Origin of the sequence: Sphingopyxis sp. PET50 (assembly GCF_025244705.1) — a bacterium.
Lineage (GTDB): Bacteria > Pseudomonadota > Alphaproteobacteria > Sphingomonadales > Sphingomonadaceae > Sphingopyxis.
On the sequence record NZ_CP104207.1, the window covers coordinates 2,743,684 to 2,756,642 of the forward strand.

11 protein-coding genes and 1 pseudogene are annotated in these 12,959 nt (G+C 63.7%); 6 read left to right on the forward strand and 6 right to left on the reverse strand.

What is annotated here, in order from left to right; genetic code table 11:
- Positions 1-89: 89 nt before the first annotated feature.
- Together N0A20_RS14380 and N0A20_RS14385 are read left to right on the forward strand one after the other, a co-directional pair.
- Complete coding sequence (locus N0A20_RS14380) at positions 90-1,166, forward strand: hypothetical protein (RefSeq protein WP_260581031.1); 1,077 nt, start codon at positions 90-92, stop codon at positions 1,164-1,166.
- Positions 1,118-1,888 carry a hypothetical protein gene (locus N0A20_RS14385; RefSeq protein ID WP_260581032.1) on the forward strand — a complete coding sequence of 257 codons (771 nt, stop codon included), beginning with the start codon at positions 1,118-1,120 and terminating at the stop codon, positions 1,886-1,888. Before N0A20_RS14380 ends, N0A20_RS14385 begins: the two co-directional genes overlap by 49 nt.
- On the opposite strand, the gene N0A20_RS14390 is transcribed toward N0A20_RS14385, so the two are convergent.
- Positions 1,856-3,010 (reverse strand): glycosyltransferase family 4 protein, encoded by a 1,155-nt coding sequence (locus tag N0A20_RS14390; RefSeq protein WP_260581033.1) that lies wholly within the window; start codon positions 3,008-3,010, stop codon positions 1,856-1,858. The two genes, N0A20_RS14385 and N0A20_RS14390, sit on opposite strands and share 33 nt — an antisense overlap.
- Between N0A20_RS14390 and N0A20_RS14395 the strand changes: the two genes are divergently transcribed.
- Both N0A20_RS14395 and N0A20_RS14400 read left to right on the forward strand, forming a co-directional pair.
- The gene (locus tag N0A20_RS14395; protein ID WP_260581034.1) at positions 2,969-3,835 is read left to right on the forward strand and encodes a hypothetical protein; all 867 of its coding nucleotides are present in this window, start codon (positions 2,969-2,971) and stop codon (positions 3,833-3,835) included. The genes N0A20_RS14390 and N0A20_RS14395 overlap by 42 nt on opposite strands.
- Positions 3,832-4,098, forward strand: coding sequence for a hypothetical protein (locus N0A20_RS14400; RefSeq protein WP_260581035.1), 267 nt, complete (start codon positions 3,832-3,834; stop codon positions 4,096-4,098). Before N0A20_RS14395 ends, N0A20_RS14400 begins: the two co-directional genes overlap by 4 nt.
- Here N0A20_RS14400 and N0A20_RS14405 read toward each other — a convergent pair.
- The 4 genes and pseudogenes from N0A20_RS14405 to N0A20_RS14420 all read right to left on the reverse strand — a co-directional run bounded on the left by N0A20_RS14405 (position 4,063) and on the right by N0A20_RS14420 (position 9,363).
- Positions 4,063-5,079, reverse strand: coding sequence for a glycosyltransferase family 2 protein (locus N0A20_RS14405; RefSeq protein WP_260583922.1), 1,017 nt, complete (start codon positions 5,077-5,079; stop codon positions 4,063-4,065). The genes N0A20_RS14400 and N0A20_RS14405 overlap by 36 nt on opposite strands.
- A gap of 116 nt (positions 5,080-5,195) precedes the next feature.
- Positions 5,196-7,490, reverse strand: a complete 2,295-nt coding sequence (gene ptsP / locus N0A20_RS14410; protein ID WP_260581036.1) for a phosphoenolpyruvate--protein phosphotransferase — start codon at positions 7,488-7,490, stop codon at positions 5,196-5,198.
- Entirely contained in the window at positions 7,487-8,326 is an 840-nt protein-coding gene (locus N0A20_RS14415; protein WP_260581037.1) for a hypothetical protein, read from the reverse strand. Before N0A20_RS14415 ends, ptsP begins: the two co-directional genes overlap by 4 nt.
- Positions 8,327-8,357: 31 nt before the next feature.
- Positions 8,358-9,363: pseudogene (locus N0A20_RS14420) on the reverse strand (NAD(P)H-dependent flavin oxidoreductase).
- Positions 9,364-9,553: 190 nt separating this feature from the next.
- Here N0A20_RS14420 and N0A20_RS14425 point away from each other — a divergent pair.
- Together N0A20_RS14425 and N0A20_RS14430 are read left to right on the forward strand one after the other, a co-directional pair.
- Positions 9,554-9,724, forward strand: coding sequence for a YezD family protein (locus tag N0A20_RS14425; protein WP_260581038.1), 171 nt, complete (start codon positions 9,554-9,556; stop codon positions 9,722-9,724).
- 94 nt (positions 9,725-9,818) lie between these two features.
- Positions 9,819-12,356, forward strand: a complete 2,538-nt coding sequence (locus N0A20_RS14430) for a TonB-dependent receptor (RefSeq protein WP_260581039.1) — start codon at positions 9,819-9,821, stop codon at positions 12,354-12,356.
- 140 nt (positions 12,357-12,496) lie between these two features.
- Here the strand turns inward: N0A20_RS14430 and N0A20_RS14435 are convergent, their stop codons facing one another.
- Positions 12,497-12,640: a hypothetical protein gene (locus N0A20_RS14435; RefSeq protein ID WP_260581040.1), complete on the reverse strand. Its 144-nt coding sequence runs from the start codon at positions 12,638-12,640 to the stop codon at positions 12,497-12,499.
- Between the last annotated feature and the right edge of the window lie 319 nt (positions 12,641-12,959).

The window sequence follows — 12,959 nt, forward strand, 5'->3', positions numbered from 1 at the left end:
ATGGCACTGGCCGGTGGCGCGGGTGGGGGAATCGCTCATCGTCTCTCTCCTCTCGAATCGATGAATGGAACATAACGGAAACACCGATTATGTACAGGCGTGTCACGGCGGGTAAAATTAACGTCAAATTAGGCATGATCGTGCGACGCGCGCCACAGGGGGCGAGAAGGGCGATGGTGGTTTCGAACGGCATGACAGCGTCACCGACCCGGTCCGCGCGTTCGCCGCTATTGTGCATGGCTGCGCTTGCCGCGGCGGCGATGCTGTTGCTGCTTGCGTTCGGCGGCACCGCCAATCTCAGCCTTTTCTATCTCTATCGCCAGGACCGGTGGCTCCTGCTGATCGGAATGATTCTGACAGCACTCTGCCTGTGGCGCCTGACACCGCGTGACACTGCATTCTCGGGCAGCTGGCGACTGGCACTGTTCGTCGGCACCCTCATGGCTTTCACCGCTTTCGCAGGCCATTACCTGATCCTCTCAGGCTATGATCTCAGTCGTGATGAACAGATGGCGACGTTCGATGCCGATGTTTTCGCTCGTGGCTCGCTGGTTGCCCCGCTGTCCGACATATGGCGCGACCATGCCGATGCACTGAATACGAAATTCATATATCCTGCGAATCCTCGCGCAGCCTGGATTTCCGATTATCTGCCGCTCAATGCCGCCTTGCGGGCGTTGCTCGGACTGATAGCGACGCCGGCATTGACCGGCCCCCTGATGACGCTGCTTGGCGCTCCGGCATTGTGGCTCTGTGCCCGGCGTATCTGGCCGGAACAGCGCGAGGCGGCAGTCGTGGCGCTCCTGCTATATGCGGGTTCCGCCCAGGTTCTTTTGAATGGCATGACCGCCTATGCGATGCCTGCACATCTGACGCTCAACCTTTGGTGGCTGTGGCTGTTTCTGTGGCGGCGTTGGCAAAGTGATATGGCGGCGTTGATGGTCGGTTTCATCGCCGTCGGCCTTCACCAGCCACTCATGCATCCGATGTTCGCTCAGCCCCATCCTCTTTCTTTTGCTGCTGGAAAGAAGCTGGGGCCGGGCTGCCCTATATTTTGCTTGGCTATGCCGCAATCGGCCTGTTCTGGATGTGGTGGCCGCACTGGATCTCGACACTCGTGCAGGCCGACGGCATCGTGCATTCGGCGAGCGACGCTGGCTATTTGACGCGGCTGATGAATGCGCTGGCGATGGGTGACGAGATGCGGCTCGCAAATATGGCCTCCAACCTGCTGCGCTTCGCCGCATGGCAACATCTTTTGCTGATCCCGTTGCTCATCCCCGGTTTCTGCATGGCTCGCCGGGATCGCCTCGCCGGAGCGCTGACAGCCGGGCTCTTGCTGACGATCGGCACCATGACCGTGATACTGCCCTATCAGGGGCATGGCTTCGGCTATCGTTATCTGCACGGGTTCATAGGCAATTTCATCCTCATCGCCCTGTTCGGCTGGAGGTCGTTGAGCGCGGATCTGCCTCGCTGGCGGCCGCTGCTCATTCGCACGACCCTCGCGGGCCTAGTGGTTCTGCTACCCGTGCAGATGTGGATGGCACATGCATTTTATGCCGCCCCGGCCCGCATTTCAAAGCAGATCGATCGGGTAAACGCCGACTATGCCGTTATCGGTGGAAGCGACGCCCACTTTTCGTCTGACCTGGTGATCAATTCGCCATATCTGGACCGGCGACCGCTTCGCCTGTTGCGGGAAAAAATCGACCCTGCGACTGCGCGGGCGATGTGCGCCGAGCGATCCTCAGTCGCGTTGATCGGCAGCGACGTGGTCGAACCGGTCCTGGCTTATTATGGCTTCGGCGGCGACAAGGAAGGCGACGCTGCCAATCGGAAACTGGAGCAGATGCTACGACGCGCCGGATGCGAAATTGTCGGCTGACGCCTCCGGGTGCATTGCCCGCTGCGGAGAGTGGTTGTGCGGAGCGTCGATGATCTCTTCGATCAATGCGGTATAACGCCGGGTTGTCGCAGCCAGGCTGAAATGAGCGTTGACCGCTTCGTGAAGGGAGCGGGGGTCGGTCTTTTCGGCCAATGTGACGGCAATCGCCGCCTTCCATTGCAACACGATGGCATCCGGCCAGTCCAGATCAATCGGCAAGGCGATTGCCACGGGCAGATCTGGATGGGCGGCTTGCCTGCTCGCGATGACGGGGGTGCCGCAGGCCAGACTCTCAGGAACGACAAGGGGCGTGCCTTCGCTGTGGGCGGGAACGATGACGACCCGTGCACGGGCATACAGGCGCGCGATCTCGGCCGGGTCGGGGCGTTCCACGACATCGATATTGCCATGCTTCCCTCGATCCGGCGCTGCGGGGCCGAAGCCCGCGCACAAGAAGCGGCATTCGGGCATTTGTGCGGCGAGACGTTCAACGAGCCCGATCCCCTTTTTGTCAACGAAGCGGCCGACGAAAAGGACGTCAATATCCCGCTCCATGTTCCGGATGGAAAAGAGAGAAGTGTCGATGCCATTCTCGATGATTTCGATGTTCCGGCCTCTTGCCAGATGCGACAGGCTGTCGCGCTTTGCCGCCGTGACGGCTACGCAGCGGGTTGCCGAACGCAACGATGGGCCGAGAACCAACCGGTTCGCGATGGATTGAGCGATCCGCATGAGTGCCGACGGGCTGTGAACCCAGCCGCTGTGCTTGATCAAGATCGTCGGTATGCCTCGCCGTTGCGCGACCCATTGGGCGATCAGATTTGCGAGATAGAGATTGTCGTGAAGGACAACGACATCGGCTTTCCGTACCGCTTTCGCCAGCGCGCCCAGGTCCGTGGGATGAGGAAAGAGAAGGGGAAGGCCGGTCACGCGCTCGGCCATGCCGCTCGCACGCAAGCATAGCGTTCCATAGCCCAGCCTGGCGGGGGCGGGACCGTGCGCGGCCAGCGTCACGACAAAGCGATCATCCTCTGCCAACTGCCTTGCGAGGTCATCCGCGACACGTTCGAGACCGCCGCCATGGTCGATGAAATGGCTGGAGATCATCAGCAATTCGGGCATATGCCTCTATTGGCGCTGCTGCGAAAAATGGAAAGCGATTGTTGTGAAAGTGTCCGGGCTCTACAAATGACGCGGCAGCCGGGAAAATGGGAAGGAATGCGTGCGGGGCGCTGGGGCGCGGCCGCAGCAGCTATCCTGCTGGCGATCCTTCTGGTCGGCCTCGCGATGCGTTTCGGCGATCTGCGTTGGCATGACATCGCCAAGCCGGTTCGCGAGCATGGCGTGATATTGTTCGTGATCGGCATCGTCTCGATCGGGGGGCAGTCGATTGTCGGCGCGCTGAAATGGCGCTTGCTGCAACGGCGTCTTGCAAATGGCGAAAGCGAGGCTTCTTCGCCAAGAATGCTCGTTTTCTATTCGGCTCTGACCGCGCTTGTCGGGCAAGTGATCCCCACATTTCTGGCGAGCGGAATGATCCGTGGCGCCGTCACCCGCTTTCATCTGGAGGGAAGTTTCCTTCAGGGTGCAGGCATCACCATCTATGACCAACTGTTCGACGTGGCGGTGTTGGCTCTTTGCACCACTGCCTGTCTGTCGCTGTTTCTGCTCGGGGTACAGCTTAGCCACTGTAATCGCCATCGTCGCGCTTGCATTGGCTTGCACCCTGTTGATTTCCCCTCTGCTGTTCCGGTCGATACCGCCTTTGTCCGCCATGCTCAGATTCCTGCCTGCTCGGCGTGCCAGGATTGGACAGGGTTCGTCAGGCTTTGCAGTTCGCTCGCGACAAGGGGCTGGATGCGCCAGAAACGACGGTCCGCCTCCTCTCGCTCAGCATCGTGCGATACCTGTTCATTGGTCTCCGCTCCGTTGCCGCAGTGCTGTTGATCGGAACCGGACTGACGGTGACCTCGGCTTCCTGGGGGTTCGCTGTGGTCCAGGGGTCTGCACTTGCGGCGCTGACCCCAGGCAATCTTGGAATCACGGAATGGGGCTGGGCGGCGGTTGCCGAATTGCTCGATGTTCCCGGCGGATCGGTGATCCTGGCTATCCTCGTCCTGCGTATCGTCAACATTCCCGCCACTCTGGCGGTCATGCTGTTCAGCGCGTTCGGCCTATTCAATCGCTCCGCTACTGCCGATATGCGATAGCCGGTCGCGCATTGCGTGGACGCTATGGCACTGCAGATACCGCAGCAGCTTCGCTTCCTTGCGGCCACGCGTCACCGTGTCGAGGATCAGGCCGCAGAACAGGCTGAGGAAGCCGAGGATCATCGTTCCCGTCGCCAGGATCGCCGTGGGCAAACGCGGCACGGTGCCGCTGCGCATATATTCGGTGATCACCGGATAGCCGAGCAGCAGCGACAGCCCCATCATCGCGAGTGCGACGATGCCGAACAGGAAAAAGGGGCGCTCCTGCTTCAGCAGCGTGACGATCGTCCACAGGATGCGGATGCCGTCGGATACCGTCTGCAGCTTGCTTTCGGACCCCTCGATCCGGTCCTTGAACCGCGTCGGCATTTCGGCGACCGGCATTTCCAGTTGCAGCGCGTGGATGGTGAGTTCCGTTTCGATCTCGAAGCCTTGTGACATGAGTGGAAACGACTTCACGAAGCGGCGCGAAAAGACGCGATAGCCGCTCAGCATGTCGCTGAAACCGCCGCCGAACATCGTCCGGACCAGCGAGGTCAGCATCCAGTTGCCGAAACGATGCGCCGGGCGATAGGCCGTACCGCTCGGATCGACGCGGGTGCCGACGACCATATCGAGCCCGTCGTCGATCAGTGCGGCGACAAGCGAAGGCACGGCCGACGCGTCATAGGTCTCGTCGGCGTCGCACATGATGTAGATGTCGGCGTCGATGTCGGCGAACATGCGGCGGACCACAAAGCCCTTGCCCTGCCGCTTTTCCGAACGAACCACGGCGCCGGCGCTTTGGGCCACCGCGATCGAATCGTCGCAGCTGTTGTTATCATAAACATAGATGGTCGCATCGGGCAGTGCGGCGCGGAATCGTTCGATCACCGTTCGCAGTACCAAGCCCTCGTTGTAACAGGGAAGCAGCACCGCGACCCGGATCGTCGCCTCGTTCCCGGGAACGTCGTTCGCTACATCGAACTGGCCCACGCGCATGAACATCTGTCGGAAAATCCCCGTCTAGCCCCACCGAATTCCTTTCCGGGAGCTAGTCGTAATTGGTTAACAACCCCTTAGAAGGGGCCGGGATCACGCGGGTTTCGAACCGAAGTTCAGTCGCCAAGATCGACCTGGTGGGCCTTCGCCCAATCCGCATATTGTCCGCGCGGGTTCGCCGTTGGCTGCGCGAGGATCGCCGGGATGTCGCGGCGCAGCGCGGCGAGGTCGAGCGAGCGGATCATCGCCTTCACCGGCCCGACGCCGGCCGGGGTGATCGACAGCCGCTCGATCCCGATGCCGAGCAGCGCCATGGCCTCCAGCGGCCGCCCGCCCATTTCGCCGCACACGCCCAGCGTCACCTTCGATCCCGCGACGGCCTTCACCACCCGCGACAGGAAGCGCATCACCGTCGGCGACAGCCAGTCGTAGCGTTCGGCGAGCCGCGGGTGGGCGCGGTCGGCGGCGAACAGGAATTGCGTCAGGTCGTTGGTGCCGATCGACAGGAAATCGAGATGCGGCAGCATCAGGTCGAGCGTTTCGACCAGTCCCGGCACTTCGAGCATGGCGCCGTAACGGATCGCGGCGGGCAATTTCTTGTTGTGGCTCGCCAGCCAGGCGCGCTGCGCGATGAAGATGTCGCGCGCGGCTTCATATTCCCAGGGTTCGGACACCATCGGGAACATCACGTTCAGCGTCCGTCCGGCGGCCGCCTCCATCAGCGCGCGGGCCTGCACCTTCAGCAGCCCGTCGCGTTCGAGCGCGAGGCGCAGCGCGCGCCACCCCATCGCCGGATTTTCCTCCAGCATGGTGTCGGTGTTCATATAGGGCAGCGCCTTGTCGCCGCCGATATCGACGGTGCGAAAGATCACCGGCCGGTCGCCCGCCGCGTCGAGCACGTCGCGATAGAGGCGCTGCTGGCGTTCGCGCGCGGGCAGCGTCGCCGACACCAGGAACTGGAATTCGGTACGGAACAGGCCGATGCCGCGGGCGCCGGTCAGGTCGAGCGCCGCGACATCCTCGCGCAGCCCGGCGTTGATCATCAGGTCGATCGGCACGCCGTCCCTGGTCACCGCGGGCAGGTCGCGCAGGGCCGCAAGGTTGGAGCGGCGCTTTTGCGATATTTCCAGCTTGGCGTCGAACGCCTCCTGCACCGCGGGCGTCGGGCGGACGTGCAGCGCCCCGGCACTGGCATCGAGCAGCAGCAGGTCGCCTTCGCGGATCGAGGTGCGGACGTCGCGGACGCGGCCGATCACCGGCACGCCCATGGCGCGCGCGACGATGATGACATGGGCGGTCAGCGACCCTTCCTCGAGCACCACGCCCTTCAACCGGCGCTTGTCATATTCCAGCAGCTCGGCGGGACCCAGGTTGCGCGCGATCAGGATCGAATCCTGCCGCAGGCCCATCTGCGCGGCGGTCCCCATCTGGCCCGACACGATCCGCAGCAGCCGGTTCGACAGATCCTCCAGGTCGTGCATGCGGTCGCGCAGCAGCGGGTCGTCGATCTGGCGCATCCGCATCCGCGTGCGTTGCTGGACGCGCTCGATTGCCGCCTCGGCGGTCAGGCCGCTGTCGATCGCCTCGTTGATCCGCCGCGACCAGCCCTCGTCATAGGCGAACATCTTGTAGGTCTCGATGACCTCCTCGTGCTCGCCGCCGACGCCGAATTCGGCCTGGCTCGCCATGCGGTCGATCTGTTCGCGCATCTTGTCGAAGGCGGCATAGACGCGGTGGCGCTCGGCCTCCGTATCTTCGGCAACGGTATGTTCGATGGTGATGCGCGGCTGGTGATAGACGGCGATGCCCTGTCCCATGCCGTCGACCAGTTTCTGCCCCGCCAGCCGCTGGCTCGACTGGTCGGCCTCGGCGGCATCGATGCGCGCGGTGGTGTCGACCAGGTCGGCATTGGCGATCAGTTCGGACAGCACCATCGCCACCGTCTGCAGCGTCTCGATCTCGATTTCTTCATAGCGGCGCGGATCGGAGTGCTGGACGCAGAGCACGCCGACCGCGCGTTCGCGGCGGATGATCGGCACGTCGGCAAAGCTGTGGAACAATTCCTCGCCCGTTTCGGGCCGATAGGAAAAGTCGGGATGCGCCGCCGCCTCATCAAGGTTCAGCGTCTCGATCTGCTCGGCGATCGTGCCGACGAGGCCTTCGCCGAGGGCGAGGCGGGTGACGTGCACAGCCTCCTGTTTCAGGCCGCGGGTCGCATAAAGTTCGAGCGCGCCTTCGCGCAGCAGATAGATGGAGCAGACCTCGCTATCGAGGCATTCGCCGATGATGCCCACGACCTGGTTCAGCTTGCCCTGCGCATGGGTGCGCGCCGCCATCACCTCGTGCAGCCGCGTCAGGATGGTGCGCGCCGACTGGGCTGCGGTCGATGGCGGAGGCGGGGCATTGGTCATGTCCCGAAGGTGCTACCAGATGCCGCGCCCCGACGCCAAGGGCGCGCGTGCAATTTTCCTAACCGCCTGGGTTGGTTGGCGTCGCCGTCGTCGGGCCATAGACCGTGCCCGGCGTCGCGGCCGTCGCCGGCGCGTAAAGCACGTCGGGGTTGGTGGTCAGCGGCGCCAGCGCGCTCATGACGGGCGGCGGCGGCGCATATTTGGCATCCCATTCCATCGCGTCCGCCTGATATCGGGCATAGGCCTCGTAAAAATCGACGAAGGGCTGGTCGAGGCGCGCGAGATGGCCCGGCGCCTGCGCGACGACTTCGGCGGCGGGCGTCGTCGATACCAGCGCCGCGATCTCGTTGGCGCGGGCGCAGAATTCGCGCTGCGCCGAGCGGCTGGGCGAAATAGTTGAACAACTGCGTCGACAGGCGATCGCGTTCCTTGATGCCGTTGGTCTTGTTTTCCTTGCCCAGCTGCGTGATCACCGTCTTTTCGGTCGCCTTGATCGCCTTTGCGTGGTTCTTGATGATCGCGTTGTACGACGACACCATCGTCGCTTCCTCCAGCCCGCGGCACCCGATCGCCGCGACGTTCAGCCCGATCTTGAGCTGCCAGAAAGCGCGGTCGCCGGTGATGTTGCTGTTCGCGGTGACGAAGCGGCCGTCGAGCGCGCGGCCGGGCAGGATCTGCGTCGTCGAGGCATTGCCCGGCGGCAGCGGCCGCGGCGGCACGATGATCACGACCGGCGGCACGGGCGGCGGCGGCGGCGGGGGAGGCGGCGGCGGCTTGGTGCAGCCCGCAATGCTCGCGAGCAGTCCGACGACGATGATTTTCCGCAACAATTTCATGCTCCACTCCCCTGCCGCAAAGAATGCGGCATCAACCCCGCGCGTGCAAGGCCGCTTCGGCCTGCTGCACCAGTGACGCGATAATTTCGCCCACGGGCTCTTCGGAGGTTACCATACCCACCGATTGCCCTGCCATTAACGAGCCGTTCTCGACGTCGCCGTCGATCACCGCGCGGCGCAGCGCGCCCGCCCAATAATGTTCGATCTGCAGCTGCGCCTCGACCATGTCGATGCCGCCCTCGTCGAGCAAATTGGCGACCTCGCGCTGCTTCGCGGTGAACTCCTCGGTCCCGGCGTTCTTCAGCGCGCGCACCGGGATGACCGGCAGGCGCGGGTCGATCTGCACGCTGGCCACCGCATCGCGCGCGCTGGCGCGGAGAAAGGCCTTCTTGAAATGGGGATGCGCGATGCTTTCGGCCGCGCAGACGAAGCGCGTGCCGAGTTGCACCCCCGACGCGCCCATTTCGAGATAGGCGGCGATCGCCTCGCCGCGGCCGATGCCGCCCGCGACGAACACCGGCACCTCGTCCGCCAGCGCCAGGCAATATTTCCTGCGCCAGCACGCCCGTCGACACCGGCCCGATATGGCCGCCCGCCTCCATGCCCTCGATCACCAGCGCATCGACGCCGGAGCGGATCAGCTTCCTGCCCAGCGCCAGCGTCGGCGCGAAACAGATGACCTTCGCCCCCGACGCCTTGATCGCCTCCAGGCTGCCCTTGGGCGGCAGGCCTCCGGCGAGCACCACATGGCCGACGCCATGCCTCGCACAAACGTCGATCAACTCGAACAATTGCGGATGCATGGTGATCAGGTTGACGCCGAAGGGCCTGGTCGCCAGCGCCCTGGTGGCGGCGATTTCGCCATCGAGCAATTCGGGAGTCATGGCGCCGCAGGCGATGACGCCGAACCCCCCCGCATTGCTGATCGCGCTGACCAGGTTCCGTTCCGAAACCCAGCTCATCGCACCGCATAAAATCGCATATTCGCTACCCAGAAGCGCGGTTCCCCGCGCCATCAGATCGTTAATTTTTGTCATGGCCACGCCTTTGCCAGCACTGCGACTCGCGCGCAATCCCTGGCGTCGTGACGCGCGGAAATGCGGCGGAGCAGCCGCGTTTCGTTTGGGCGCGCGAACCGAACCTTTCGGCGCAGAAAGCAAATCAATCATTGTCAACTAAATTGATTGGCATATGCTGGAGGCGAATCGTTCAGGGAAAGGGAAAACAATGTCCGCTTCATCCAACCGGGCGACCGGCAGTCCAGAGGCGACATCGCGCGCTGTCCAGACGGTGCTCGACGCCCTCGAAAAGCTGCGCTTCGGCGCGATCCAGCTCACGGTTCACGAGGGGAAGCTGGTGCAGGTCGATGTGACCGAGCGGCACCGCTACCCGAACTAAGCCATCTCCCAAAGGGGCTAGCCTTTGCCCCGCTCTACATGCCGCAGACCGGACCACCGGATGTGGCAATTTTCTTTTGCAACAGGAAATTGCCATGACAGCCCGATATCCTTCCGCCCGCCGTCGTGCGCGGGCCACACCATTCGCCCTCTCGCTCCTCCTTGCCTTCGCGGCGCAGCCGACCACCGCGGCCGAAACGATCGACGAAGAAGCCGCGTCTGCAGCAGCCGCTGCGGACGCCGGCGCCGCCCAAGCCGACGACGATCTCAGCCGCGGCGACATCATCATCGTGACCGCGCGCCGCCGCCAGGAAACCGCGCAGGAAGTGCCGGTCGCCATCTCCGTGATCCGCGGCGATTCGATCGAGGCAACGGGGAACTTCAACGTCGTAAAACTGCAGCAGCTCGCCCCGACGCTTCAGGTCTACACCTCGAATCCGCGCAATACCTCGGTCAACATCCGCGGTCTCGGCGTGCCCTTCGGGCTCACCAGCGACGGTTTCGAACAGGGCGTCGGCATCTATGTCGACGACGTCTACAATTCGCGCGTCGCCGCCGCGACCTTCGACTTTCTCGACGTCGACCAGGTCGAGGTTCTGCGCGGGCCGCAGGGCACGCTCTATGGCAAGAACACCACCGCGGGCGCGATCAACATCACGACCAACCAGCCGACCTTCGATTTCGAGGGCCGGGCCGAGGTGAGTGTCGGCAACCTCAAATTCCGGCAAGCCAAGGCGGCGGTCTCCGGCCCGCTGTCGGACAAGGTCGCGGCGCGCATCGCGATCGCGGCGACCAGCCGCCGCGGCACGCTGTTCAACACGCGAACCGACCGCTGGATCAACGAGCAGGACAATCTGGGCCTGCGCGGCCAGCTGCTGTTCCAGCCCAACGACGACCTCTCGATCACGCTGGCCGACGACTATAGCGAGCAGGATCCCGAATGCTGCGGCACCGCCTTCGTGCGCGTCGGGACGACGCAGCGGGCGCTCAACCGCCAGTATGACGCGATCATCGCGCGGCTGGCCGCCGCCAACCCCGGCTACAATTACATCGTGCCGAGCCGCAACGTCTATGACCGCCTGACCGACATCGACGCCAGCCTCAGCGCCGGCAACAAGATCGGCGGCGCCTCGCTGCGCGTGAAGTGGGATGTCGGCCCCGGCACCTTCACCTCGATCACCGCCTGGCGCTTCTGGGACTGGCAGCCCGAGAACGACCGCGACTTTACAGGCGCCTCGGTCGTTTCCAAGTCGCAGAACCCGTCGCAGCAGGACCAGTACAGCCAGGAATTCCGCTACAATTACGAAGGCGACAAGATCGACTTCGTCGTCGGCCTGTTCGGATTCCGGCAGCGGATCGACACGCAGGGGACCGAGCAGCAGGGCATCGACGCCACGCGTTACAGCCTGGCCCCGTCGACCGATCCGACCAATGTCTACAACCGGCCCGAGGTGCTGAACGGCCTGACCGCGATCAATACCCAATATCTGAAGGCCGACAGCGCCGCCCTCTATGGTCAGCTCAGCTACAAGCTGACGCCGGAACTGACGATCCAGCCGGGCATCCGCGTCAATTATGACAAGAAGGACGGTTTCTACCAGCGCGTCGTGACCACCGGCGCCGGACAGGTCATCACGGATTGCAGCACCGCGGCGCAGCAGGGCAATGCCGTGCTTACGGCGCAGTGCGGCGTCTACCAGCCGCAGCTCACCCAGCCTTCGGTCAGCGACTGGAACTTCAGCTACGACCTGAACGTGAACTACAAGATCACGCCGGACATTCTGGCCTATGCGACCTATGCCAAGAGCTTCAAGACCGTCGGCATCAACCAGAACGGCCTGCCGCTCGATACGAACAACCAGCCGGTGCTGAGCGCCAGCACGGTGAAGCCGGAATCGGTCAACCATTACGAGATCGGCATCAAGACCCAGTTCCTGAACCGCCTGGCCACCTTCAACCTCTCGGCCTTCCGCACCGAGATCAAGAATTTCCAGGCGACGGTGAACGGGGGCCAGTTCGGCACGGTGCGCGGTTATCTGGCCAACGCCGAGAAGGTGGTTTCGCAGGGCGTCGAGGCGGATTTCAAGATCCGCACCAGCGACCGCTTCACGGCCTATGCCAATGCCGCCTACACCGACGCCAAATACAAGAAGTTCACCAGCGCGCCGTGCCCGCCCGAGCTTTCCGGCGGCACGTTCCAGCCGGGGAATGTCGCGCCCGACTATTCGCAGCCCGGCGTCCCCGGTGCGCTCAGCCCGCGGCAGTGCGACATTTCCGGTCAGCGGCTGCCCGGCGTATCGAAATGGGCCTTCTCCTACGGCGCCGAGACCAATGTGCCGGTCACGCTGCTGGCGAAGGACGGGCAGGTCTATCTGGGCGTCGACGGCAATTATCGTTCGAACTGGAATTCGAACGCGTCGCCGTCGATCTACACCAATATCAAGGGCTATGCGCTGACCAACTTCCGGGTCGGCTTCCGCGGCGACGGCATCGACGTGTTCGGCTGGGTCCGCAACGCCTTCGACGTGAACTACATCGAACTGCTGCAAGTCGCGCCCGGCAATGTGGGCCTGATCGCCGGGACTCCCGGCGATCCCAGGACCTGGGGCGGGACGATCAAGGTCAGCTTCTAAACCTGTTCCCCGGCGAAAGCCGGGGCCCAGCCTGGAAGGCAGGTCTCGCCATCTGGACCCCGGCTTTCGCCGGGGAACAACGAGGTCAAAAGAAAAGGGGCCGCTCCAGCCGGAGCGGCCCCTTTTCGTGCAGCCTACCGTCAGCGCTGCTGCGGATCGTCGCGGCCGCCGTCGGGCCGCTGCCCGCCCTGCTGGCGGTCCTGGCCGCCCTGCTGTTGCTGTTGCTGCTTGCGGCGCTGTTCTTCCTCGCGCTGCTGCTGCTCATTGGGATTCTGGTTCGCCACTTTCTCTCTCCTTGCGTCACGTCGGGGGCGCGTGACACCGGGCCAACCCGCGGCGCCCTCCCGGCGTTGCATCGCTCCGGGGGTCTTTCGTCAGGGCGTGGCGGCGTCGCGATCAATATCATGTCCTTGCGGCAGCCCCTGCATCTGTAATCGGTTCGTTCAATGACTGAATTCAGCTTATTCGGTTATGTCGATTGAAGGGGGCGACCTATCCTTTCCTTCCCAAGGCGAAAGGATGATCCCATCGACTCGCGGCCAGCCCCTGTCGAACCGTTGTGCGCGTCCACCGCGCCCGGCGCACGTCATGCGCCGGTCATCG

Coding starts and splice junctions, on each gene's coding strand:
- N0A20_RS14380 (WP_260581031.1), top strand. CDS start 90: ATGTACAGGCGTGTCACGGCGGGTAAAATTAACGTCAAATTAGGCATG.
- N0A20_RS14395 (WP_260581034.1), top strand. CDS start 2,969: ATGGTCGATGAAATGGCTGGAGATCATCAGCAATTCGGGCATATGCCT.
- N0A20_RS14390 (WP_260581033.1), bottom strand. CDS start 3,010: ATGCCCGAATTGCTGATGATCTCCAGCCATTTCATCGACCATGGCGGC.
- N0A20_RS14405 (WP_260583922.1), bottom strand. CDS start 5,079: ATGCGCGTGGGCCAGTTCGATGTAGCGAACGACGTTCCCGGGAACGAG.
- ptsP (WP_260581036.1), bottom strand. CDS start 7,490: ATGACCAATGCCCCGCCTCCGCCATCGACCGCAGCCCAGTCGGCGCGC.
- N0A20_RS14415 (WP_260581037.1), bottom strand. CDS start 8,326: ATGAAATTGTTGCGGAAAATCATCGTCGTCGGACTGCTCGCGAGCATT.
- N0A20_RS14425 (WP_260581038.1), top strand. CDS start 9,554: ATGTCCGCTTCATCCAACCGGGCGACCGGCAGTCCAGAGGCGACATCG.
- N0A20_RS14430 (WP_260581039.1), top strand. CDS start 9,819: ATGACAGCCCGATATCCTTCCGCCCGCCGTCGTGCGCGGGCCACACCA.